The sequence below is a fragment of the Streptomyces sp. NPDC058401 genome (genome assembly GCF_042722885.1).
Classification (GTDB): domain Bacteria; phylum Actinomycetota; class Actinomycetes; order Streptomycetales; family Streptomycetaceae; genus Streptomyces.
Genome location: NZ_JBHXKA010000142.1, coordinates 1 through 20,319 on the forward strand (window position 1 = coordinate 1; position 20,319 = coordinate 20,319).

Genomic DNA, 20,319 nt, shown 5'->3' on the forward strand with positions numbered 1-20,319 from the left:
GTGCCGTGCGTCCGGGGCCGGGGCCGGGGGGGGTTCCCCCGCCGGGGCCGCGGGGCCCAGTTCGGCGAGCAGGGCCGTGAGGCTCTGCGGGCCGCGGGCGTTGGCGAGCACGACCTGGTGGTCCGCCGCCACGAGGATCCTGGCCAGGGTCGATCCGATCCGGCCCGTTCCGATGATGCCGATCCGCATGAGGGCTCCTCGGGTGGTCTCAGTGCGAGCGGGGGACGTCAGTCCATGCCGATCCAGACCGACTTGGTCTGGGTGTAGCTCTCCAGGGACTCGGGGCCGCACTCGCGCCCGTAGCCGGAGGCCTTGTAGCCGCCGTAGGGCACGGACGGGTCGTACTGGTTGTAGCAATTGACCCAGACCGTGCCGGCCTTGATCTGCGAGGCGACCCGGTGGGCGCGCCGCAGGTCCTTGGTGTGGACTCCGGCGGCGAGGCCGTACGCGCTGTCGTTGGCGATGCGCACGGCGTCCTCCTCGGTGTCGAAGGGGATGATCGACAGGACAGGTCCGAAGATCTCCTCCTGGGCGATCCGCATCCCGTTGTCGACGCCGGTGAAGATGGTCGGCAGGAAGTACAGGCCTTCGGACGAGGCCCCTTCGGGGGTCCAGCCGGTGCCGCCGGTGCGCAGGACGGCGCCTTCCTTCTCGCCGACCTCGATGTACGAGCTGACCTTGTCGAACTGGGCGCGGTGGGCGAGCGGTCCGAAGAGGGTGGCGGGGTCGCGCGGGTCTCCGGGCAGCAGGGCGGCCGCGCGGGCCACGAGCCGTTCGACCATCTCGTCGTGGATCGGGCGGTGGAGCAGCAGCCGGGAGCCTGCGGTGCAGATCTCGCCCTTGTTGTAGTAGATGCCGAAGAAGGCGAGTTCCTCGGCGGCGTCGAGGTCGGCGTCGGCGAAGACGATGTTGGCGGACTTGCCGCCGAGCTCCATCGTCACCTTCTTCAGGGTGCCGGCCGCCTTGCGGATGATCGACTGGCCCACGGAGGTGGACCCGGTGAAGGCGATCTTGTCGATGCCGGGGTGGCCGGTGAGGGTCTCCCCCAGTTCCACGCCCGGACCGGTGATGACGTTCAGCACCCCGTCCGGGATCTCCGCCTCCTGGAACAGCTCGGCGATCTTCAGGGCGGTGAGCGGGGTGGCGGGCGAGGGCTTGTGGACGACCGTGTTCCCGGCCGCGAGGGCCGGGGCGATCTTCGTCATCGACAGGAGAAGCGGGAAGTTGAAGGGGGTGATGGCGCAGACCACGCCCAGCGGTTCGCGCAGGGTGTAGGCGAGCTGCCCGCCGGCCGGGGCCCGGGAGGAGCCGTCGACCCGGGTCACGGCGCCGGCGTAGTAGTGCATGAGCTGGGCGGCCATGGGGGCGTCGACCGTGGAGGAGAAGGCGAACGGCTTGCCCATGTCCACCGTCTCCAGCAGGGCGATCTCCTCCAGGTCGCGCTCGATGAGCTCCCCGACCCGGTTCAGCCGCAGCGCGCGTTCCTGGGCGGAGAGTCTGCTCCAGGGACCTTCCTCGTACGCCGTACGGGCGGCGGCCACGGCCGCGTCCGCGTCCGCGGCGGCCGCCTGGGCCACCGGCACGATCTCCTGGCCGTCCACGGGGCTGATGTCCGGTTCGGTACGGCCGTCCCGGGCCTCGACCCAGGTGCCGCCGATGAACAGTTTCCCGGGGTTGGCCAAGGGCTGGTCGCTGAGCGCGCGCTTGGTCATGGCTGTGGCTGCCTTCCGGTTTCGGGTACGAGGGGCAGGGCGCCGGGGGGTGCCCGAGAGACACCCCCTGCGACTAGCCCTGCGCGAGCTGACGTAAGAACGTCTCCGCGAGGGCCTTGGAGGAGTAGGGGTTCTGGCCGGTGGTGAGCTTGCGGTCCACCACCACGTGCGAGTCCCAGATCGCGTCGGCCTTCTCGTAGCGGGCCCCGAGCCGGGTGAGTTCGGCCTCCAGGATCAGCGGGAGGCGGCCGGCCATGTTGGTGACCAGCTCCTCGCTGTGCGAGAAGGCGGTCATCCGGTAGCCCGCGAAGGGCCACTGGCCCTCGCCGTCGCGCAGGGCCAGCAGGGCGGTGTGCCCGTGGCAGACGGTGGCCAGGGGCTTGTCCTGGGCGATGGCCCAGCGCAGGATCTGCGCGAGCTCGTCGGACTTGGGCAGGTCGCCGATGGCCCCGTGGCCGCCGCTGATGTAGATCCCGTCGTAGTCGGCGATGTCCTTCTCGCCCAGGCTCTCCAGGGCGATCGGGTTTCTCAGCTGCGGGGTGGTCTCGATGACGCGGGTGTACTCCGCGGCGCTGGCCGTGTCGGTGTCGGCGGAGCCCTGGGGGCGGACCCACTGGAGGAACTGGGGGTCGATGCTGGTCGCGTCGACCGTCGGCGTCCCGCCCGCGATCGTCGCCACGTCCACGGTGTGGCCCGCGTTCTTGAAGAGGGTGTAGGGAACGGCGAATTCCTCGGCCCAGAAACCCGAGGGGTGTTGTTCCCCGTCCAGCAGATGGAGCGTGGCCTTGGCCGTCATGACGACGAGAATCTTCATGACTCTTCTCCTTCATCTGGCTGCGCGATTCGCTGCCGATTCAACACGCCCCCCGCTAGGGGCGTAAGGGGGAGACGTCAGGCACGTGATACTTCGTCACGTGCGTCCAACGCCGAGATGATGGTGCGGAATTCACCGACCAGGGGGTGGTCGGGATGGGCTTCGGAGAATATGCGTTCCCCGTAGAGGGCGGCCATTTCCGGAACGTAGGGCAGGATTCCGGCCAGGGGCGTGCGGTAGACCTCCTCGGCCCGCCGCCGGGCTGCCTGCCGGTCGATGCCCTCGGGCGCCATGCTCATCACCAGGGTCCGCCGGCACGCGAGGCGGCCGGTCAGGGCGATGGTCTCCTCGACGCCGAGGAGGTCGATCCGGTCGGCCCGGGCCATGATCAGCAGGACGTCGGCGCTGGCCATGGCGGTGACCGACTCGTTGTTGAGCCCGGCATGGGTGTCGAGCAGCAGCACGTCCAGGGTGTGGTGCAGGGCCAGCCGGTCGAAGCCCTCGGGCAGCAGCCCCACGTCGTAGCCGGTGGTCATGAGCTCCCGCAGGGCCGCCGTCCCGGTCCGCGCCGGTACGACGTACAGGCTGCGGCCGCAGCTCGTGGCGACCTCCTGGGCGGCGGCCTCGATCTCGCAGCGGCCGAGCAGGTAGTCGGCGAGCGAGGGGCCGGGGCCGAGCCGGAAGAGCAGGTCCAGGGTGGGTGACTGGATGTCCGTGTCGATCACCCCCACCCGGCGCCCCTCGGCCGCGAGGAGCAGGGCCAGGTTCGCCAGCACCGAGGACTTTCCGGTACCGCCGCGGTACGAGTGCACCACGATGGTCAGGGTCATCAGGCCACGACCTGGCGATCGGCGCCTCCCGCGTGCGGCCCCCGCGCCGCGCGTGGCCGGTGCAGGGCCAGCATGGTGACGTCGTCGTGCTGTTCGGCTGTTCCGGTGTGTTCGCGTACGGCCGTGTCCATCCGGTCGACCACCTCCCTGCCGCTGACCGGGGGGCCGGACAGCAGCTGCAGCATCCGTTCGTCGCCGAAGAAGCCGCCGCTGGGGCAGCGCGCCTCGGGCACTCCGTCGGTGAACACGAAGAGCGTGTCGCCCGGGTTCAACTGGGCGTAGCCGAGCGTGTACACACAGTCCGGGAGCACCCCGACGGCGGGGCCGGTGACCTCCAGCGTGCGTGGTTCGCCGCCGTCCGCGTCCAGCAGCAGCGGCGGGTTGTGGCCGCCGTTGATGTAGACGAGGGATCCGGTGAGCGGGTCGAGCACCCCGAAGAAGAGGGTGGCGAAGTAGCCCTGTCGCAGGTGGTTGCGGGTCAGGTAGCCGTTGGTGGCGGTGACGGCGTTGAGCAGCGGCGTGGCGCCCACCACGGGGATGCGCCGGCTGTTGCCGGTGCGGCCGGCGGCCACCAGGTGCTGGAGGCCGCTGTTCTCGGCGGTGTGCCGCAGCAGGGAGCGGATGAGCGCCATGAAGAGCGCGGCCCCCACCCCCTTGTCGCAGACGTCGGCGACGACGAAGGCCAGGCGCCGGCCGCGGGAGAGTTCGAAGACGTCGTAGAAGTCCCCGGCGACCTGCCGGGCGGGCCGGAAGCACACGTCGATCTCCCAGCCGTCGGGGACCGGCAGCGATTCCGGCAGGAAACCGGCCTGGATCTCCCGGCCGATCTCCAACTCCTTTTCGTAGCCCATCAGTTCGGCGCGGGCATCGGCTTCGCGCAGGGTGCGGCCGAGTCCGGCGCGCTCCGAGCAGCTGTGCAGCCGGGCCCCGACGAGGGCGGGCAGGAAGGGTGGTACGAGGTAGTCGTGGCCGATCCGGACGTGTTCCTCCAGGGCCGCGAACTCCGTCACGGTCCAGACGACCACGATGGGGGCCCCGGCCCAGCGGCGCAGCCGGCGCACGGCGGTCCGTACGGACTCTCCGTCGGCCTGGGCCGGGGCGAGCAGTACGTCCGCTTCGGGCAGCTCCTCCAGTGGGCCGGCCAGCAGTTCGGCCAGTGTGCGCGGTACGAGTTCCGCTCCCATCTCCTCCAGTGCTCCGAGGAGTTCGAGGGGTGGTGGCGGGTACTCGTCGAGGATGATCACGGTCGTGGAGGGCATGGGTCCGTCCCCTCAGCCATCACAGTCAGCGTGCTGATGTTGCGGCCGTCCCTGCGTACGTAGTCGAACTCGTCCACGCTGGTCAGTGCGAGGTGGATGCCGAGTCCGCCGATCCGCCGCCGCTCGGGAGCGGTCTGCGGTTCGGGCGGCAGTCGCCCCCCGACCGGGTCGAAGGCCGGGGCGCGGTCCTCCAGGGAGATCCGTACCCGGCCCTGCCCGGAGCGGCCCCGGACGGTGATCCGTCCGTCGCCGCCCCGGTACCCGTGCATCACGATGTTGGTGGCCAGTTCGTCCACCGCCAGCCGGATCCGGTACGAGGCGCCCTTGCCCAGTCCCGCGCTCCCGGCCAGCCGCAGGACGAGCGCGGCGATGTCGCCCAGGGCCCCCAGTGTGGCGGGCACTTCCAGCTCGGCGGACATCCGCGCCGTCTTGACCGCCTCGTCCATTGCGGTCAGTCGGAGAGCACGATGCTGCGGTCGAGTCCCGCCGTCCGGATGGTCCGGGAGACGGGCTCGATGGCGCCGACCACCTTGATGGTGACGTGCTCCCCCACCTTCTGCTGGGCGAAGACCAGGGAGCGCAGTCCGGCGCTGGCCATGTAGCCGACGCCGGCCATGCGGATCTCGACGGTGCTGGTGCCGTGGCCGGCGGCCTTCTCGATGGTCTGGTGGAAGTCCGGCGCGGTCTTGGCGTCCAGTTCGCCTTCCAGCTCGATCACGGTGGTGTCGCCCTCGATGCTCAGGGACACGGAAAGCGGCATGTCAGGTCTCCTTCGGTGCGTGGGCTGGGCCGGGCTAGAGCTCGGCGTCGGGTGTGCGGCCGACCAGGATCACGACGGAGCGCGGACCGATCAGGTACTTCCCGGCGTTCTCCAGTTCGATCTCGGCGCCGGGGGTGCGGATGTCGTACGGGGCCTCGGCCCCGGTGTCCGCGAAGAGGTGCCAGCTGCGGCCGCCCGGGAGGGCGGGCAGTTCCAGGTCGTGCGCCTCCCAGTGGGAGTTCATGGCCACGTACACCACGTCGTCGTCACCGGTGCCGCAGCGGGCGACCGCCAGCAGCCGGCTCTCGGCCGACCAATCGGGCTGCCAGGCCCGTTCCCCGTGCCAGCTGATGTCGGGCAGTCCGAGGCTGTCCCGGAGCTGTCCGGTGGGGTGGAGCGTGGAGCGCAGTTCGCGGTGGCGCTTGCGGAAGGCAATCATCTCCCGCGTGAACCGCAGCAGTTCGGAGTTCTCGTCGACCTGGCTCCAGTCGAACCAGGACAGTTCGTTGTCCTGGCAGTACGTGTTGTTGTTGCCCTGCTGCGTGCGCGCCACCTCGTCGCCGGACAGCAGCATCGGGATGCCCTGGCTGGTGAAGAGGATGGCCAGGGCGTTCTTCATCTGGCGCAGCCGCAGCGCGTTGACCTCGGGATCCTCGGTCGGTCCCTCGGCCCCGCAGTTCCAGCTCGCGTTGTCGTTGCCGCCGTCGTTGTTGCCCTCGCCGTTGGCCTCGTTGTGCTTGTCGTTGTAGGAGACCAGGTCGGCCAGGCTGAAACCGTCGTGCGCGGTCAGGAAGTTGACCGAGGCCGAGGTCCCGCGGGTCGAGTAGAGGTCGGGCGAGCCGGCGAGCCGGGTGGCGAGTTCTCCGGTGACCCCGGGGTCGCCCTTGAGGAAGCTGCGCACGGTGTCGCGGTACTTGCCGTTCCACTCCGCCCAGCGGCCGTACGCCGGGAAGTTGCCGACCTCGTAGAGGCCGCCGGCGTCCCAGGCCTCGGCGATGAGCTTGGTGTGCCGCAGCACCGGGTCGTAGGCGAGCAGTTCCAGCAGCGGCGGGTTGGGCAGCGGGGTGCCGTCCGCGGAGCGGCCGAGGATGGCCGCGAGGTCGAAGCGGAACCCGTCGATGTGGTAGTCGGCGACCCAGTGGCGCAGGCAGTCGAGGACGAAGTTGCGCACGACGGGGTGGTTGCAGTTGACGGTGTTGCCGGTGCCGCTGAAGTTGAAGTAGTACCCCTCGGGCGTGAGCATGTAGTACGTGGCGTTGTCGAGCCCCTTGAAGGAGATCGTCGGGCCCAGCTCGTTGCCCTCGGCGGTGTGGTTGAAGACGACGTCGAGGATGACCTCGATGCCGGCCGCGTGCAGGTCCTTGATCAGGGTGCGGAACTCGTCGCCCTGCATGCCGTAGCGTCCGGTGGCCGCGTAGCCGGCCTTGGGGGCGAAGAAGGAGACGGTGTTGTAGCCCCAGTAGTCGAAGAGCTGCTCGCCCGTCTCCGGGTTGGAGCGCATGTTGTCGCTCTCGTCGAACTCGAACACCGGCAGCAGCTCGATGCAGTTGATCCCGAGCTCCTTCAGGTACGGGATCTTCTCCCGCAGCCCGGCGAAGGTGCCGGGGGCCGTGACTCCGGAGGAGGGGTGGCGAGTGAAGCCGCGCACGTGGGTCTCGTAGACGACGAGGTCCTCGGCGGGCGTGCCCAGCGGGGTGTCGTCACCCCAGTCGAAGTCCTGGAGGCAGACGCGGGAGCGGTACTGGTAGCCGCGGCTGCGGTCCGGCTCCACGCCCCACACGTCGCGGCCGGCGATCAGCCGGGCGTAGGGGTCGGAGAGCACCTGGCGGGCGTCGAAGCGGTGGCCGGTGACGGGGTCGTAGGGTCCGTCGGCCCGGTAGCCGTACTCGATGTTCTCGTGGTCGAGGCCGAAGACCGTCATGGCGAAGACGCTGCCGGTGCGGAATTCCTTGGGGAACTCCAGTTCGGCCATCGGCTCGGCCTCGCCGCGCTTGTAGATGACCAGGGTCATGGAGGTGGCCTGGTCGGAGAAGACGGAGAAGCTGACCCCGCCGGGGACCACGTTGGCCCCGAAGGGGAACGGCTTCCCGGCCCGGACGCGGTACCCGCCCACCTCGTGGGTCGGGTACGCGTCGACGCGCAGCACCTGTTCGGAGACCGGCTGGCTCATCGCGCGGCCCGTGCCTGGACGGCCGGCTTGGCGGCCGCTCTGGCGGCGGCCTTGGAGGCGGCCGCCTCCGCCTCGCCCGTGGAGAAGAAGTCGAGGAAGCCGGTGGCCGACATGACGAACCGGACTTCCTCGCTCACCCCGTAGAGGGTGACGGCGACCCCGGCGTGCTGGGCCTCGCGGTAGACGACGAGCAGGGTGCGCAGCCCGGCGCTGGAGACGTAGGTGACGGCCGTCAGGTCGATGCGCAGCGGCCTGCCCTCGCGGACGAGCGGCAGCAGCGTCTGCAGCAGCGCTCCGGAGGTCTCGCTGTTGATCTCGCCGATGGCGACGAGCACGGTTCCCGCTTTGTTGCGGCGTTCCTTCACGTTCAGGGTCATTGCTTTCCCCTCTGGGTGGGGCGCCCCCGTTGAGCGCTACTGGGCGGTCGGGCGGAGCCGGACCTTGACCTTGACCCGGCCCTGGACGTCGGGCAGCCGGACGGTGAGTCCGTCGGCGTCGAAGTCCGTGTACGGCTTCTCGTCGATCTCGACGGACGCGATCCGCACCGAGCCGGCGGGGAGCAGGTCGGGCGAGACGCGCAGCACGCGGTCGGGCAGGTTCGTCGGGTCGGGCTGGAAGTGGAAGTCCATCTCCCGGCCGTTGATGAGCAGGTTGTTGTAGACGGCGGACAGGTAGCAGAGCTCCGCCGAGTGGTACATGGACATCGAGTGGCTGCCCTTGAGCCGCTCGGTCCCGAGCAGGTACGGGGTCCCGCTCGCGAGCACGTTGAAGTAGACGGCTCCCTCGTCGTGGTCGAGGAAGAAGGTGTTGTAGAAGGACTGCGCCTGCCGGGCCTCGCGCAGGTTCGCGTCGCCGCCGACGGTGCCGTTCAGGATGAGGTAGGCGAGGATCGCCTGCTCCTGCTGCCACCAGGCCTTGCGGTCGTGCCAGGCGAAACGATACGTCTCCTCGTCCCCGGACTTGACCCGCTCGACCACGTCGTACCAGCCGCCGCGCTGCACGTCGCTGCCGACGGCCGGCATGATCTCGCCGATCTTGCGGGCGAGCTCCTCGTAGGCCGGCTTGGCCTTCAGCGAGTTCATCCGCATCAGGTTCCAGGCGATCTTGAGGTTGTGGCCGACGACCGCGCGGTTCTGCTGCCAGCTGTGCGCGGTGTCGTGGGACCAGTCGCGGAAGAAGCGCTCCTGCACGAAGGGGCTGTTCTTGTAGTCCGGGAACTTGTCCGCGATCGTGTCGAAGGTGTACTCCAGGAAGTCCGCGTAGCGCTGCTCCCCGGTCGCCAGGTACAGGTTGATCAGGTACGCGGGCGCGTGGTCGCCGACCGAGTTCCAGTTCTTGCGCTCCGCGTTCTCCCCGAGGGACTCGTGGTCGGCGCTGAAGAGGATCGGGTCGATGTGCGAGTAGTAGCCGCCCTGCTCCGGGTCCTTGAAGAACTTGTCGAACAGCCGGATGGTGGCGTCCGCGTCGTTCTTGATCCGGATGTCGCCGGTGACCCGGTAGGTCTGGATCGGGCCGGCCAGCGCGTAGATCTGCTCGTACATCGGGATCGCGTCGTAGTCGTCGGAGAACTCCGAGGTGAACAGCTTGCGTTCGCTGTCCCCGTCGACGCTGATGCCGTGGTACCAGAAGACCACGTCCTCCTCGCTGTCCACGACGCGCATGTGCTTGCGCAGGTACTCGGTGCCGCGCTCGGCGACCTCCAGGTACTCGTCCTTGCCGGTCAGCAGGTAGGCCGAGGCCATGCCGTAGACCAGCCGGGAGATCGTGTCGGTCTCCTGGACATGACTGGCGGTCTTGTCTCCGCCGAGCCGGACCTCGGTGCGGTACTCGGTGAAGTCCACCGGCCCGTCGCCGAACTGCGCCCGCTTGTAGAAGTCGGCCAGCGATTCGATCTGCTTGATCCACCAGCTGGGCTCCTCGAAGCGGTAGTCCTCGGCCCCGCGGCCCAGGAACACCAGGCGCTTGGCCTCGAAGCGGCCGCCCAGCTCGGGGTAGTGCACCCCGTAGACGTAGAGGAACCGTCCCGGCGAGAGCATCTCGTCGATGTGCCCGGAGGCGTCGATGTACGGCTCGTCCAGGTTGCGGACCAGCTCGGCGCTGGGGTCCCCGGCGAGCGAGACGTCGAACTCGCGGCCGTCCGAGGTCTTCAGCCTCAGCAGCCGGGACCCGGAGTCGAAGCGGCCGACGTAGCCGGCGATCGTGTCGGAGAAGGAGAAGCTCACGGCGTCCGCCATGTCATACACCGTCCTTGTCTTCGTGGTCGTGGCCGTGCTCGTCGTGGCCGTGCTCGTCGTGCTCGTCCTCGAATCCCTGGCTGACCTCGACGATCACCCCGTCGGGATCGCGGACCCACACGGTCCGCCACCCGCAGATGAAATCGTCGAAGTCCAGCGGCCCCAGGGTCACTTCGGCCGCATCGCCGAGCGTGGCCAGGAACCCGTCCACGCTCTCGGTCTGGAAGGCCAGGTGGCGCATCCGGCCCGCCTCCGCGGGCCCGTCGTGCTGGGCCGGGCCGGCCCGCTCGGTACCCGCCGCGAAGAGCTCCAGGTACACGTCCCCCTGCCGGAGGAAGACGATCTGTGCGTCCCCGAGGTCGACCACCCGGGCCCGGGTGAAGCCGAAGTACCGGGTGTAGAACTCCTCGGTGGTCTTCTGGTCGGCGCAGTTCAGGCCCACGTGCGACCAGACCATCGGGGCCATCAGGCCGTGCCCCGCGCGCCCGCGCCCCCTGCGCCGCGAGCGCCCCGCGCGCCCCGGTCGGCGGCGATCAGCTCGATGATCCGGCGGGCGAACAGGTGGTGGTGGGCCCCGGTGCGGCCGGTGACCAGGTCGCCGTCGACCACCACGTCCTCGTCCACGTACTCGCCGCCCATGTTCCGGACGTCGCCGATGAGGTTGTTGTGGCAGACGACCTTGCGGCCGCGCACCTTGTCCGGGATCGAGGCGGCCAGCCACATGCCGTGGCAGATGATCCCCTTGAGGACCGTCGGCTCCTCGAAGGCCCGGCGCAGCAGCTCCGTCGCCGGGGCCAGTACGTCCACGTCCTCGGTGTAGCGCAGCCGGTCGGCCACCATGCCCGAGGGCACGATGATCGCCGAGTAGCGCCGCAGGTCCTCGTCGCTCAGCCCCTCCAGGGACTGGGTCGCGGTGAACGGCGCCCGGTACTCGTGCCCGGAGAAGGTGATGGAGTCGTTGCCCCACAGCCGGGTCAGGAAGTCGACCTCGGCGCCCTCCTCTGCGAACCGGTGGCCGTAGTAGAAGATCTCGGGCTCGTAGAAGTCGCTCTCGACCAGGACCGCGATCCGGGTTCCGGTCAGCGCGCCTTCGCGCAGGACCACGTCAGGCACGGGACACCCCCTTCAGGAAGTCCGCCGCGCGCTCGGCGATCATCGCGATGGCGGTGTGGCAGTTGCCCGACGGGACGGCGGGCATCACGCTCGCGTCGACGACGCGCAGGTTCCGTACGCCGTGCACCCGCAGTTCCGGGTCGACGACGGAGAGGTCGTCGATGCCCATCCGGCAGGAGCCGGCCTGGTGGTGGTAGCTCTCCGACTTCTGCTTCACGAAGGTGCGCAGGTCCTCGTCGGACACGTAGCCCGGTCCGGGCTGGAGCTCCTGCTTGTACCAGGGCGAGAAGGCGGAGGTGGCGAAGAGCTCCCGGGCGGTCTTGACGCCCTGGACCATCCGCTCCAAGTCCCAGCGGTCGCCCAGGTAGTTGGGGTGGATCAGCGGGTGGGCCAGCGGATCGGCGCTCGCCAGCCTGATCCAGCCCCGCGAGACGGGACGCACGACACCGGGCAGGATCGACACGGTGTTCGGGTGGTCCTGGCCGACGATCACGTCGAACGGCACGTGGACGAAGGCGATCTGCAGGTCGGGCGCCGGCAGTCCGGGCCGGGAGGAGAGGAACAGCGCGCTCTCCGACAAGTTCTGTGCGGGCGGCGGTAGTTCCTGGGTGACCTCGGCCATCAGCCCGGTCAGTACGTGGTTGTGGAAGTTCTCGCCGACCCCGGGCAGCTCCGCCACCGTCGCGATGCCGTGCTCGCGCAGCTGCTCGGGGTGCCCGATCCCGGAGAGCAGCAGCAGCTTCGGCGATTCGATCGCCCCGGCGGCCACGATCACCTCCCGGCGGGCCCGTACGGTGTGCGGCCCGGGCGCGGAGGCGGTGCTGTGCCCGTCGCGCACGGTCCGGCCGGGGATCTGGGCGGGGGCCTGGAGCTGGACGTACTCGACGCCCGTGCAGGTGTCCCCGTCGAAGAGCAGCCGGGTGCTCTGCGCACTGGTGCGCAGGGTCAGGTTGGAGCGGTCGAGGGCCGGCTCCAGATAGGCGGCCAGGACGCCCTGGCGGCGGCCGTCGGCCACGTCGATGTGGTGCCAGCCGGTGCCGAAGAGCCCGCGCCGCGGCCCGTCGGTGTTGAAGTCGGCGATCTCCTCGTGCCCGAGCTCTACGGCGGCGTCGATGAAGGCCCGGGAGACCGGGTTGGGGCCGTGCCGCCCGGCGTGGGTGATCCGCTGCGGCCCGCGGGTGCCGGTGGTCGGCGCGGTGGCGTCCTCCTGGCCCTCCAGCAGCGAGAAGTAGGGCAGTACGTCCTCGTGCGCCCAGCCGGCCGCGCCCTGGTAGGCCCAGTTGTCGAAGTCCGAGGCGTGGCCCCGGATGTGCATCATGATGTAGAGGTTGCTGCTGCCGCCGGGGGCCTTGCCGCGCGGTTCGTACGTGCGGCGGCCGTCCAGGCCGGGCTGCGGGACGCTGGTGTAGCCCCAGTCGACGGGCCCGCCGAGCAGCTTGTACCAGGAGGACGGATCGTCCACCTCGGGAGGGATGCGGCCCGCTCCCGCCTCCAGGACCAGGACGGTGACGTCCGGGTCCTCGGAGAGGCGGTTCGCGAGGACGCTGCCGGCGGTGCCGGATCCCACGACGATGTAGTCGTACTCATCCACGGCCATCGCGCGCCCCCTCAGCCCTGGCCGAGGACCTGGAAGGGGACCGTGTCGTGGTAGTTCGCCATGTAGGCGATCCTTCCGTCCACGATCCGGAAGAAGTTCATGACCTCGGCCTCGATCTCCTCCCCGGAGGGGGTGACCGCGGTCAGGTGGGAGACGGCCGCGGCCTTCTCCCCGTCGACGAGGAAGTGCACGGGCTCGTTGCGGAAGACCCGGTACATGGTCCCCATGCCCTTCATCATCGACCGCAGCGTCTCCAGGCCCTCGATGTGGCCGGCGAGCTGCTCGTCCATGACCTGGTCCTCGGCGAACAGGTCGCACCAGCTGTCCCAGTCACCGGCGTTGGCGTACTCGTAGTACTTCTGCAAGATCTGCCGCGCGTCCATGGCGCTCAACCCCCTACTGGTCCCTGCGGGTTCCGTCGGGCGCGAAGGGCGCCCAGAACTGGCTGAAGGCGGTGGCGTTGTCGCCGAACAGGCCGTCGTGGCCCTCGACGATCCGGCCGCCCCGCCAGCGCATGAAGTGGAAGACCGGGTAGTCCATCCGCTCGTACGGGGAGCCGCTCGACTCGTCGGCGCCGCCGCGCACGGCGACGTTGCGGCAGACGTCGGCGCTGCAGTCCTCGCCGACGAGGACCGCTTCGATGTCCATGCGGAAGGTGCCGCCCGTGAGCTTGTGGGTCTGGCCCATCAGCTCCAGGAAGGCGTCCAGGCTCTCGTACCAGCCGGCGAGCGGGTGGTTGCCGGGGACCTGCCAGCGCAGGTCCTCCGCGTAGTACTCCAGGATCCTGGCCCGGTCGCCGGAGCCGAGGGCGCGGTAGGCCGCCTCGACCCGTTCCCGTGTCACTTCGGTCATCGTCGCTTCTCCTTCGGCGATCAGTTCGGCGATCAGAGGGAGGCGGAACCGGGCATGGGCGCCAGTTCGTTGACGGTGTACTGCCGGATCAGCGGCCCGTCGGGGCCGGCCACCACGGTCCAGGTCTGGTCGGCGTCGAAGCCCAGCCACACGCTGCGGGCGGCCGGCGGGTCCCAGATCTTGGCCTGCCAGTTGACGAGGACCCGGACGATCGCCCGGTCGCCCTCGATGACGGGCTCCACCTTCGTGACCGTGTGCACCTCGTCGAAGAAGCGGTTCGTGACCGCCTCGTACCAGCGGCCGAAGCCCTGGTGGCCGAGGAAGGTGTCCTCCGGGACCTTGAACTCCAGGTCCTCGGTGATCAGGGCCAGCACCTCGTCCGGCTGGACGTGCTGGTCCAGGGCCACGTACCACTTCTCGGTGAAGGCGCGGATCGCGTCCTCGGTCAGCCGCTCGGCGGGCATGCGGTCTCCTCCTGTCTGTCCGTGCGCGTGTGGGATGGCGGTCGTGCTGCGTCAGATCTGTACGTCGACCAGGAACGGCCCGGGGTGGGCGAGCATCCGGCCCACGGCGGCGATCGCCTCGTCGGGCTTCTCCACCCGCATCCCGCCCGCTCCGAGCGACCGGGCCAGGGCGGCGAAGTCGATCTCGGGGTGCGAGAGGTCGAAGGAGCCCGGGAAGCCGTGCTGCGCAATCTCCCGCTCCCGCCAGTACTGGGCGATGTTGTCGTCCAGCAGCCGGTACTTGCGGTTGTTGCAGACCACGAACTTGGCCTCGATGCCGTGCCGGGCCGCGGTCCACAGCGCCTGGTAGGTGTACATCGAGCCGCCGTCGCCGGCGAAGCCGACGACGAGCCGCTCCGGCCGGGCCAGCTTGACGCCGACCGCGCCCGGGAAGCCCACGCCCAGCGAGCCGCCCCGGGTGAGGTGGTAGTCGCCCGGCCGCTCCGGCGGCAGGTAGCGGGTGACCAGCGGGGAGGTGGTCAGCGCCTCGTCGAAGACGATCAGGTCCCCGCCGGTGCGCTCGGCCAGGGTGCGCAGGAAGACGGCCATCGGCGAACCGTCCGCCTCCCGGGCCTCCCGCTCCGCCTGGTCCGTCCGCACCCGCTCCCGGGTCCGCGCGTCCAGCCGGCCGGCCGCCGCCGCCCGCTGCCCGGTGGTGAGCACCTGTTCCAGTACGCCGGCCAGCGCGTGCAGCGCCTGCCGGGGATCGGCGGCGAGCCCGAGGTCCACCGGATGGTTCTTGGCGATCTCGTAGGCGTTCAGGTCGATGTGCACGACCCGCGCGCCGGGCCGGAAGGGGCTCTCCAGCTCCGGGAACACCTCGGGGAAGACGTAGGTGCCGACGATCAGCACCCCGTCCGCGTTCCCGATCAGCTCCTTGCTGTGCGGGCCGAACATGTGGCCCGTCTGTCCGCGGCGCAGCGGGTGCGAGGCCGCGATGTTCACCTCGGAGGAGTCGACCTCGTACACGTCGGCGCCGAGCAGTTCGGCGACGGCGACGAGTTCGCGCTGCGCCCCGGAGAGGGCGACCCCGTCCCCGACGAGGACGACCGGCCGCTCGGCGGAGGCCAGCAGCGCGGCCGCCCGCCCCACCGAGGCGGGCGAGGGGGCCACGTCCGTGAGGGGCACCGTGGCGGGCAGCACGAGCTCGGAGTTGAGCTCGTCCAGCACGTCCATCGGCAGCGCCACGAACACCGGGCCGCGCGGCGGGGTCAGGGCGATCTTCACCGCCCGGCGGATCGTGCGCAGTACGGAGTGCCGGTCGGTGACCCGGGTCGCGTACTTGGTCACCGGCTTCGCCATGGCCACCAGGTCGCAGGCCATCTGCGCGTCCATGGCGTCGTAGCGGACCCCGGCGTCGCCGGCGACCACGACGAGCGGGGTGTGGCCGCGCAGCGACTGGTAGAGCATGCCGATGCCGTTGCCCAGCCCCACCCCGGAGTGGAGCTGGAGCAGCGCCGCCCCGCCGGTGGCACGGGCGTAGCCGTCGGCGATCCCGGCGGCCACCGTCTCCTGGAGGGCGAGGACGTAGTGGAAGTCCTCCGCCGCGTCGACCGCGTCGAGGAATCCCTGTTCCACCGTCCCCGGATTTCCGAACATGACGTTCAGCCCGTCGGCCTTGAACTGGTCGATCAGCCTTTCCCGTCCGGGAGTGGCTCCAGAACTCATCGAACTCCCCCTCCTTTGCGTACCGTCGTTCCGGATTGCCGGAGTTACCGGAATTACCAGCCGTACCGGGTGAGACCGTTCTCCAGGACTTCCACGATCTTCTGCCCCGTGAGATATGAGTCGGGGGTCGAACGGCCGGTCACGAAGGGGAAGTCGACGATGACCGAAAGGGGATGGCCGAAGTTCCCGATGTAAGCGCCGCGCGGCCCGGTCGCATCGCGCAGGATGTACTCCAGCGGATACGGCGGCGGCCCCATGTTGAAATCGGTACCGAGGAATCCGGTGCCGTCCTTGTAGTCGTACTCCTTGCAGTGGCCGGTCACGTGCTTGCCCCAGATGATGCTGCGGCGGTCGCCCCAGTCCCGGGCGAAGGCCAGGCAGGCGACTCCGTAGCACTCGGCCGCGACGACCTTGCCCGCGTTCTTGAAGGCGAGGATCAGGGCGTGCACGCGCTCGTTGTTGGCGAGGTCGACGATGGGACCGCTGCCGCCCACGATGAGCACCGCGTCGAAACCCGCGATGTCGGCCTGGAGCTTGTCCAGATCGCGGTGGTACTGCTCCAGCTTGGGCAGATAGGCCGAGTCGCTCGTGTACGGGCGCTCGGGGGCCCACGCTTCGATGTCGAGCGGGGAGTCGAGCCGGCTCGACTGCTCGAACTCCCGGCCCAGCCGGGCGTTCTCCTCGGTGGTGACCGAGCGTCCCAGCGGAGGATCGATGTAGTTCGCGTCGAGGCTCGGCGGGAGCGCGTGGGCACGCTTCCCGGTCGGCGTGGCGAATACGACTTCATAGCCCTGCTCGTCGAACTGGGATACGGGGCCGATCAGTTCTTCGGCCCAGTAACCGTGTTCGGAGACAATGACCAGAATCTTTCTGCTCACGGATTCCTCCAGGCGCCGCCTGTTGTCGTTGGCGTCCCCCACACTGGCCGCGCCCGGGGTTCCCGTCAAAGCGCTGGCATGCGACTTCGTGAGGTAGTCGGCCAGGTCGTGGGGGCACCTCAGGAAGTCGTCCGGCGATGTCATGAAGTAGCTTCCGGACTACCTGACTTCGGCCGAATCCCTGAACCGCCGCCGGGGCCCCGCCTTATGGTCTGGACGCGCCGTGAATCACGGGTGCGCCGCATCTCACGGGCGCGAAACGCGCGAGAACGCGAGAGCGGGAACGCGAGAGAGGGACGGGGACGATGACGATGGACCTGTTGTGCACCCACATCGAGTCGATACGTCCGGTGAAACCCGGTACCGAGGGCTGCGAGGAGTGCCTCGTCTCCGGTGACACCTGGGTGCACCTGCGGATGTGCCTGAGCTGCGGGCACGTCGGCTGCTGCGATTCCTCGAAGAACCGTCACGCCACCAGGCACTACGGGGCCACCGAGCACCCCATCGCGGCCTCCCACGAGCCCGGCGAGGACTGGGCCTGGTGCTACGCCGACAAGCTGATGCTGGACCCGGCGTGAACGCGGCCCCGGAGAGCGCCGCCGCGGGCACGACGCCCCCGCGGACCGCGTCCACGAGCCACGCGCCCACGAGCACCGCCACCGCGACCGCCGAAGCCGCGGCGCGCGCGGAGAACCGCAAGCCCGTCATCCTGGCCGTGGACGACGACCCGCAGGTGCTGCGCGCCGTCCGCCGCGACCTGCGCAGCGCGTACGGGGACCGCTACCGGGTGCTCGGCGCCTCCTCGGCCGCCGACGCCCTCAAGATCCTTGACTCCCTCGACGAGCGCGGCCACGATCCGGCGCTCTTCCTCGTCGACCAGCGGATGCCGGACGTCACCGGGGTCGAGTTCCTGCTGGAGGCCGTCAGCCGCTTCCCCGACGCCCGCCGCGTGCTCCTCACCGCGTACGCCGAGACGGACGCGGCGATCACCGCCATCAACCGGGTCCGCCTGGACTACTACCTGCTCAAGCCCTGGGACCCGCCGCACGAGCGGCTCTTCCCGGTCCTGGACGACCTGCTCTCCGACTGGCTCGCCACCTACCGTCCGGCGTACGACGGGATCATCGTCGCGGGTCACCTGGTCTCCCCCGGCACCCACGCCGTCCGGGACTTCTTCACCCGCAACGGCCAGCCCTTCCGCTTCCTGAACGTCGAGCGGGACCCCGAGGCCCTGACCGTGATCGCCGCCGCCCAGCCCGACGCCGCGCTGCCCCTGGTCCGCTTCCCGGACGGTTCGGTGCTCTCCGCGCCGACGGACACGCAGCTCGCCCAGCGGCTGGGGCTGGCCACCACCGCCTCGCGCCCGCACTACGAGTGCGTCATCGTCGGCGCGGGCCCGGCGGGTCTCGCGGCCGGGGTCTACTCGGCCTCCGAGGGCCTGTCCACGCTCATGCTGGACTCCCGCGCACCGGGCGGCCAGGCCGGCACCTCCAGCCTGATCGAGAACTACCTCGGCTTCCCCTCGGGCCTCTCCGGCGGCGACCTGACCCGCCGGGCCACCATCCAGGCCTCCCGCTTCGGAGCCGAGATCCTGCACCCGGTGGAGGTGACCTCGCTGACCCGCGACGACCCGGCGAAGATCCTGACCCTGGCGGACGGCACGGAGATCAGCGCGGAGACGGTGCTCCTGGCGACCGGGGTCTCCTACAACCGCCTGGACGCCCCGGGCGCCGACCGCTTCGAGGGCGCCGGGCTCTACTACGGCGCCGCGACCACGGAGAGCTCGGCGTGCATCTCGCAGCACGTGTTCATCGTGGGCGGGGCCAACTCGGCCGGCCAGGCCGCCGTGCACTTCGCCAAGTACGCCGCCCGGGTCACGATCCTGGTCCGTGCGGCCTCGCTGGACGACAGCATGTCCCGCTACCTGATCGACGAGATCGAGCGCACCCCCAACGTGGAGGTGCGGGTCCGCACGACGGTCGTCCGCCTGCACGGCGATGACCACCTCGAACGCCTGACCCTGCACAACTCCGAGACCGGCGAGGACAAGGAGGTCCCGGCCCGCTTCATGTTCACCTTCATCGGCGCCCGCCCGCACACGGACTGGCTGGCCGGGGTGGTGGAGCGGGACGAGTACGGCTTCGTGCTCACCGGCTCGGACCTGATCTCCAACGGCGGCGAGCTGCCGGAGGAATGGAGCCTGGAGCGTGCCCCGTACCCGCTGGAGACCAGCGTCCCCGGGGTCTTCGCGGCGGGGGACGTACGGGCCCACTCGGTCAAACGCGTCGCCTCGGGCGTGGGCGAGGGGGCCATGGCGGTCTCCCTGATCCACCGTTACCGCTCGATGGGCTGAGAGCGAACACCGGGCCGGCGCACTTGCGATCAAGCCCGGCCCGGACGCACCGTTGATTACATGATTACATCCGAGCAGAACGAGCAGCTCCGCTCCTGGTTCGCCGAGCGGCTGCCGGTGGACGTCTACGAGTCGCTCCTCTCGGTCACGGTCGACCGGGAGGAGATCACCGTCGTCGGCGAGATCCCCGCGACCGAATCGGTCGCGGCCTTCCGCGAGCGCACCCGCGAACAGCGCGTGGAGGTCGCCCGCGAGGCCGAGGAGCTCTACCGCCGCAAGGTGTCCTGGGCCGCCCAGTCGGGTGAGGAGCGGACCCTGTTCACCCACCTCGCGGTCCCCGTCATGACCCGCCTGCGCCAGCCCGAGCGCCAGGTCCTCGACACCCTGGTCGCGGGCGGCGTCGCCCGCAGCCGCGCCGACGCCCTGGCCTGGTGCGTCCGCCTGGTCGGACGCAACACCGACACCTGGCTGACGGACCTGCGCGAGTCCCTGGACCGGGTCCAGCAGGTCCGCGCCGAGGGTCCGGACCTCGCCGACTCCCAGAAGTCCGGGTCATAACGGCGAAAGATCTCCCCGCGCCCGGAAGATCGCGCAAGCCTTGCACGGCACGGACCACCGGCGATCAACGCCCGACCCCAGGGAGAGGCCGCACCATGACCACCACCGTCGAATACATCCGTTACCGGATCGCATTGGACGATCAGCCGGCTTTCGAAGACGCGTACGTCAGGGCCTCCGAGGCCCTCGCCGCCTCGCCGGAGTGCATCGACTACGAACTCGCCCGCAACGAGGAGGAGCCGGAGCGCTACATCCTGCGCATCCGCTGGACCTCGATCGACGCCCACCTGAACGGCTTCCGCAAGGGCGAGCACTTCCCCGCGTTCTTCAGCGCGATCCGCCCGTACGTCACGGCCATCGAGGAAATGAAGCACTACCTCGTCACCAAGGTGGCCGGCCCCGGAAAGGCTTCCACCCCGTCATGAGCACCACACCCGACACCACGCCCAGCATCTACGAGTGGATGGGCGGCGAAGAGGCGATGAACCGCCTCACGGACGTCTTCTACGCGCACGCCCTGCAGGACGAGATCCTGGCCCCGGTCTTCGCGGGCATGGACTCCGAGCACCCCCAGCACGTGGCGGTCTGGCTGGCGGAGGTCTTCGGCGGCCCGAAGCAGTACACCGCGTCCCACGGCGGCCACCAGCACATGGCCACCAAGCACCTGGGCCGCGGCATCACCGAAGAGCAGCGCCGCCGCTGGGTGGACCTGCTGGCGGACACCGCCGACGAGGTGGGCCTGCCCACAGACCCGGAGTTCCGCGCCGTCTTCGCGTACTACATCGAATGGGGCACCCGCATGGCCCTGATCTACTCGGGCCCCAACCCGCCCCCGGTGGACGCGGCCGACATCCCGGTCTGGTCCTGGGGCCAGACCCCACCGTGGATCCCGAAGTCCTGACACCCCAGCCCCGCCGCGCCATCCGACCCCGCCGGTGGCAAAATCAGCCACGCCGGCGTTAGAGGCGCGGGGTCCGGGGCGGAGCACCGGCAGCCGGCCCCGGGCCGGATTCGGCGA

The 20,319-nt window shown here is 70.0% G+C and carries 23 protein-coding genes; 5 read left to right on the forward strand and 18 right to left on the reverse strand.

Annotation, left to right across the window (positions count from 1 at the left end):
* The 18 genes from ACFWNV_RS33615 to ACFWNV_RS33700 all read right to left on the reverse strand — a co-directional run.
* Nucleotides 1–189 (reverse strand): NAD(P)-binding domain-containing protein (locus ACFWNV_RS33615; protein WP_383954402.1); only part of this gene is annotated, 189 nt, incomplete at its 3' end.
* Between the two features lie 38 nt (nucleotides 190–227).
* Nucleotides 228–1,712, reverse strand: coding sequence for an aldehyde dehydrogenase family protein (locus tag ACFWNV_RS33620; protein ID WP_383954404.1), 1,485 nt, complete (start codon nucleotides 1,710–1,712; stop codon nucleotides 228–230).
* Nucleotides 1,713–1,785: 73 nt separating this feature from the next.
* A complete protein-coding gene (locus tag ACFWNV_RS33625; protein WP_383954406.1) occupies nucleotides 1,786–2,526 on the reverse strand; it encodes a type 1 glutamine amidotransferase domain-containing protein in 741 nt (246 codons plus the stop codon).
* A gap of 77 nt (nucleotides 2,527–2,603) precedes the next feature.
* Complete coding sequence (locus tag ACFWNV_RS33630) at nucleotides 2,604–3,356, reverse strand: AAA family ATPase (protein WP_383954408.1); 753 nt, start codon at nucleotides 3,354–3,356, stop codon at nucleotides 2,604–2,606.
* Complete coding sequence (locus ACFWNV_RS33635) at nucleotides 3,356–4,615, reverse strand: PP2C family protein-serine/threonine phosphatase (protein WP_383954410.1); 1,260 nt, start codon at nucleotides 4,613–4,615, stop codon at nucleotides 3,356–3,358. The genes ACFWNV_RS33630 and ACFWNV_RS33635 overlap by 1 nt, the downstream gene beginning before the upstream one ends.
* The gene (locus tag ACFWNV_RS33640) at nucleotides 4,597–5,061 is read right to left on the reverse strand and encodes an ATP-binding protein (RefSeq protein ID WP_383954412.1); all 465 of its coding nucleotides are present in this window, start codon (nucleotides 5,059–5,061) and stop codon (nucleotides 4,597–4,599) included. Before ACFWNV_RS33640 ends, ACFWNV_RS33635 begins: the two co-directional genes overlap by 19 nt.
* Nucleotides 5,062–5,066: 5 nt before the next feature.
* Nucleotides 5,067–5,375 carry an STAS domain-containing protein gene (locus tag ACFWNV_RS33645; protein WP_383954414.1) on the reverse strand — a complete coding sequence of 103 codons (309 nt, stop codon included), beginning with the start codon at nucleotides 5,373–5,375 and terminating at the stop codon, nucleotides 5,067–5,069.
* Between the two features lie 34 nt (nucleotides 5,376–5,409).
* Complete coding sequence (glgX, locus tag ACFWNV_RS33650; RefSeq protein ID WP_383954416.1) at nucleotides 5,410–7,545, reverse strand: glycogen debranching protein GlgX; 2,136 nt, start codon at nucleotides 7,543–7,545, stop codon at nucleotides 5,410–5,412.
* On the reverse strand, nucleotides 7,542–7,922 hold the full coding sequence (locus ACFWNV_RS33655) for an STAS domain-containing protein (protein ID WP_383954419.1): 381 nt from the start codon (nucleotides 7,920–7,922) through the stop codon (nucleotides 7,542–7,544). Before ACFWNV_RS33655 ends, glgX begins: the two co-directional genes overlap by 4 nt.
* 36 nt (nucleotides 7,923–7,958) lie before the next feature.
* Nucleotides 7,959–9,779: an AGE family epimerase/isomerase gene (locus ACFWNV_RS33660; RefSeq protein ID WP_383954421.1), complete on the reverse strand. Its 1,821-nt coding sequence runs from the start codon at nucleotides 9,777–9,779 to the stop codon at nucleotides 7,959–7,961.
* Between the two features lies 1 nt (nucleotide 9,780).
* Complete coding sequence (locus ACFWNV_RS33665) at nucleotides 9,781–10,245, reverse strand: VOC family protein (protein WP_383954423.1); 465 nt, start codon at nucleotides 10,243–10,245, stop codon at nucleotides 9,781–9,783.
* A complete protein-coding gene (locus tag ACFWNV_RS33670) occupies nucleotides 10,245–10,892 on the reverse strand; it encodes a DJ-1/PfpI family protein (protein ID WP_383954425.1) in 648 nt (215 codons plus the stop codon). Before ACFWNV_RS33670 ends, ACFWNV_RS33665 begins: the two co-directional genes overlap by 1 nt.
* Nucleotides 10,885–12,489, reverse strand: coding sequence for a GMC family oxidoreductase (locus tag ACFWNV_RS33675; protein ID WP_383954427.1), 1,605 nt, complete (start codon nucleotides 12,487–12,489; stop codon nucleotides 10,885–10,887). The genes ACFWNV_RS33670 and ACFWNV_RS33675 overlap by 8 nt, the downstream gene beginning before the upstream one ends.
* Nucleotides 12,490–12,500: 11 nt before the next feature.
* A complete protein-coding gene (locus ACFWNV_RS33680; protein ID WP_383954429.1) occupies nucleotides 12,501–12,872 on the reverse strand; it encodes a nuclear transport factor 2 family protein in 372 nt (123 codons plus the stop codon).
* A gap of 13 nt (nucleotides 12,873–12,885) precedes the next feature.
* Nucleotides 12,886–13,341, reverse strand: a complete 456-nt coding sequence (locus ACFWNV_RS33685) for a nuclear transport factor 2 family protein (RefSeq protein WP_383954431.1) — start codon at nucleotides 13,339–13,341, stop codon at nucleotides 12,886–12,888.
* A gap of 32 nt (nucleotides 13,342–13,373) precedes the next feature.
* Entirely contained in the window at nucleotides 13,374–13,805 is a 432-nt protein-coding gene (locus ACFWNV_RS33690) for a nuclear transport factor 2 family protein (RefSeq protein WP_383954433.1), read from the reverse strand.
* 51 nt (nucleotides 13,806–13,856) lie between these two features.
* Nucleotides 13,857–15,512, reverse strand: a complete 1,656-nt coding sequence (locus tag ACFWNV_RS33695; protein ID WP_383954435.1) for a thiamine pyrophosphate-binding protein — start codon at nucleotides 15,510–15,512, stop codon at nucleotides 13,857–13,859.
* Nucleotides 15,513–15,565: 53 nt separating this feature from the next.
* Nucleotides 15,566–16,390, reverse strand: coding sequence for a type 1 glutamine amidotransferase domain-containing protein (locus ACFWNV_RS33700; protein WP_383954437.1), 825 nt, complete (start codon nucleotides 16,388–16,390; stop codon nucleotides 15,566–15,568).
* A 305-nt stretch (nucleotides 16,391–16,695) separates the two neighbouring features.
* Between ACFWNV_RS33700 and ACFWNV_RS33705 the strand changes: the two genes are divergently transcribed.
* From ACFWNV_RS33705 to ACFWNV_RS33725, 5 genes are all read left to right on the forward strand, one after another.
* Nucleotides 16,696–16,968 carry a UBP-type zinc finger domain-containing protein gene (locus ACFWNV_RS33705; RefSeq protein ID WP_383954439.1) on the forward strand — a complete coding sequence of 91 codons (273 nt, stop codon included), beginning with the start codon at nucleotides 16,696–16,698 and terminating at the stop codon, nucleotides 16,966–16,968.
* 131 nt (nucleotides 16,969–17,099) lie between these two features.
* Entirely contained in the window at nucleotides 17,100–18,743 is a 1,644-nt protein-coding gene (locus ACFWNV_RS33710; protein WP_383954445.1) for an FAD-dependent oxidoreductase, read from the forward strand.
* 60 nt (nucleotides 18,744–18,803) lie between these two features.
* Nucleotides 18,804–19,301, forward strand: a complete 498-nt coding sequence (locus tag ACFWNV_RS33715) for a hypothetical protein (protein WP_274547905.1) — start codon at nucleotides 18,804–18,806, stop codon at nucleotides 19,299–19,301.
* Nucleotides 19,302–19,396: 95 nt separating this feature from the next.
* The gene (locus ACFWNV_RS33720) at nucleotides 19,397–19,726 is read left to right on the forward strand and encodes a putative quinol monooxygenase (RefSeq protein ID WP_383954441.1); all 330 of its coding nucleotides are present in this window, start codon (nucleotides 19,397–19,399) and stop codon (nucleotides 19,724–19,726) included.
* Nucleotides 19,723–20,202: a group II truncated hemoglobin gene (locus tag ACFWNV_RS33725; protein WP_383954443.1), complete on the forward strand. Its 480-nt coding sequence runs from the start codon at nucleotides 19,723–19,725 to the stop codon at nucleotides 20,200–20,202. The genes ACFWNV_RS33720 and ACFWNV_RS33725 overlap by 4 nt, the downstream gene beginning before the upstream one ends.
* Nucleotides 20,203–20,319 lie beyond the last annotated feature (117 nt).

Coding starts and splice junctions, on each gene's coding strand:
- ACFWNV_RS33620 (WP_383954404.1), bottom strand. CDS start 1,712: ATGACCAAGCGCGCGCTCAGCGACCAGCCCTTGGCCAACCCCGGGAAA.
- ACFWNV_RS33625 (WP_383954406.1), bottom strand. CDS start 2,526: ATGAAGATTCTCGTCGTCATGACGGCCAAGGCCACGCTCCATCTGCTG.
- ACFWNV_RS33630 (WP_383954408.1), bottom strand. CDS start 3,356: ATGACCCTGACCATCGTGGTGCACTCGTACCGCGGCGGTACCGGAAAG.
- ACFWNV_RS33635 (WP_383954410.1), bottom strand. CDS start 4,615: ATGCCCTCCACGACCGTGATCATCCTCGACGAGTACCCGCCACCACCC.
- ACFWNV_RS33640 (WP_383954412.1), bottom strand. CDS start 5,061: ATGGACGAGGCGGTCAAGACGGCGCGGATGTCCGCCGAGCTGGAAGTG.
- ACFWNV_RS33645 (WP_383954414.1), bottom strand. CDS start 5,375: ATGCCGCTTTCCGTGTCCCTGAGCATCGAGGGCGACACCACCGTGATC.
- glgX (WP_383954416.1), bottom strand. CDS start 7,545: ATGAGCCAGCCGGTCTCCGAACAGGTGCTGCGCGTCGACGCGTACCCG.
- ACFWNV_RS33655 (WP_383954419.1), bottom strand. CDS start 7,922: ATGACCCTGAACGTGAAGGAACGCCGCAACAAAGCGGGAACCGTGCTC.
- ACFWNV_RS33660 (WP_383954421.1), bottom strand. CDS start 9,779: ATGGCGGACGCCGTGAGCTTCTCCTTCTCCGACACGATCGCCGGCTAC.
- ACFWNV_RS33665 (WP_383954423.1), bottom strand. CDS start 10,245: ATGGCCCCGATGGTCTGGTCGCACGTGGGCCTGAACTGCGCCGACCAG.
- ACFWNV_RS33675 (WP_383954427.1), bottom strand. CDS start 12,489: ATGGCCGTGGATGAGTACGACTACATCGTCGTGGGATCCGGCACCGCC.
- ACFWNV_RS33680 (WP_383954429.1), bottom strand. CDS start 12,872: ATGGACGCGCGGCAGATCTTGCAGAAGTACTACGAGTACGCCAACGCC.
- ACFWNV_RS33685 (WP_383954431.1), bottom strand. CDS start 13,341: ATGACCGAAGTGACACGGGAACGGGTCGAGGCGGCCTACCGCGCCCTC.
- ACFWNV_RS33690 (WP_383954433.1), bottom strand. CDS start 13,805: ATGCCCGCCGAGCGGCTGACCGAGGACGCGATCCGCGCCTTCACCGAG.
- ACFWNV_RS33695 (WP_383954435.1), bottom strand. CDS start 15,512: ATGAGTTCTGGAGCCACTCCCGGACGGGAAAGGCTGATCGACCAGTTC.
- ACFWNV_RS33705 (WP_383954439.1), top strand. CDS start 16,696: ATGACGATGGACCTGTTGTGCACCCACATCGAGTCGATACGTCCGGTG.
- ACFWNV_RS33715 (WP_274547905.1), top strand. CDS start 18,804: ATGATTACATCCGAGCAGAACGAGCAGCTCCGCTCCTGGTTCGCCGAG.
- ACFWNV_RS33720 (WP_383954441.1), top strand. CDS start 19,397: ATGACCACCACCGTCGAATACATCCGTTACCGGATCGCATTGGACGAT.
- ACFWNV_RS33725 (WP_383954443.1), top strand. CDS start 19,723: ATGAGCACCACACCCGACACCACGCCCAGCATCTACGAGTGGATGGGC.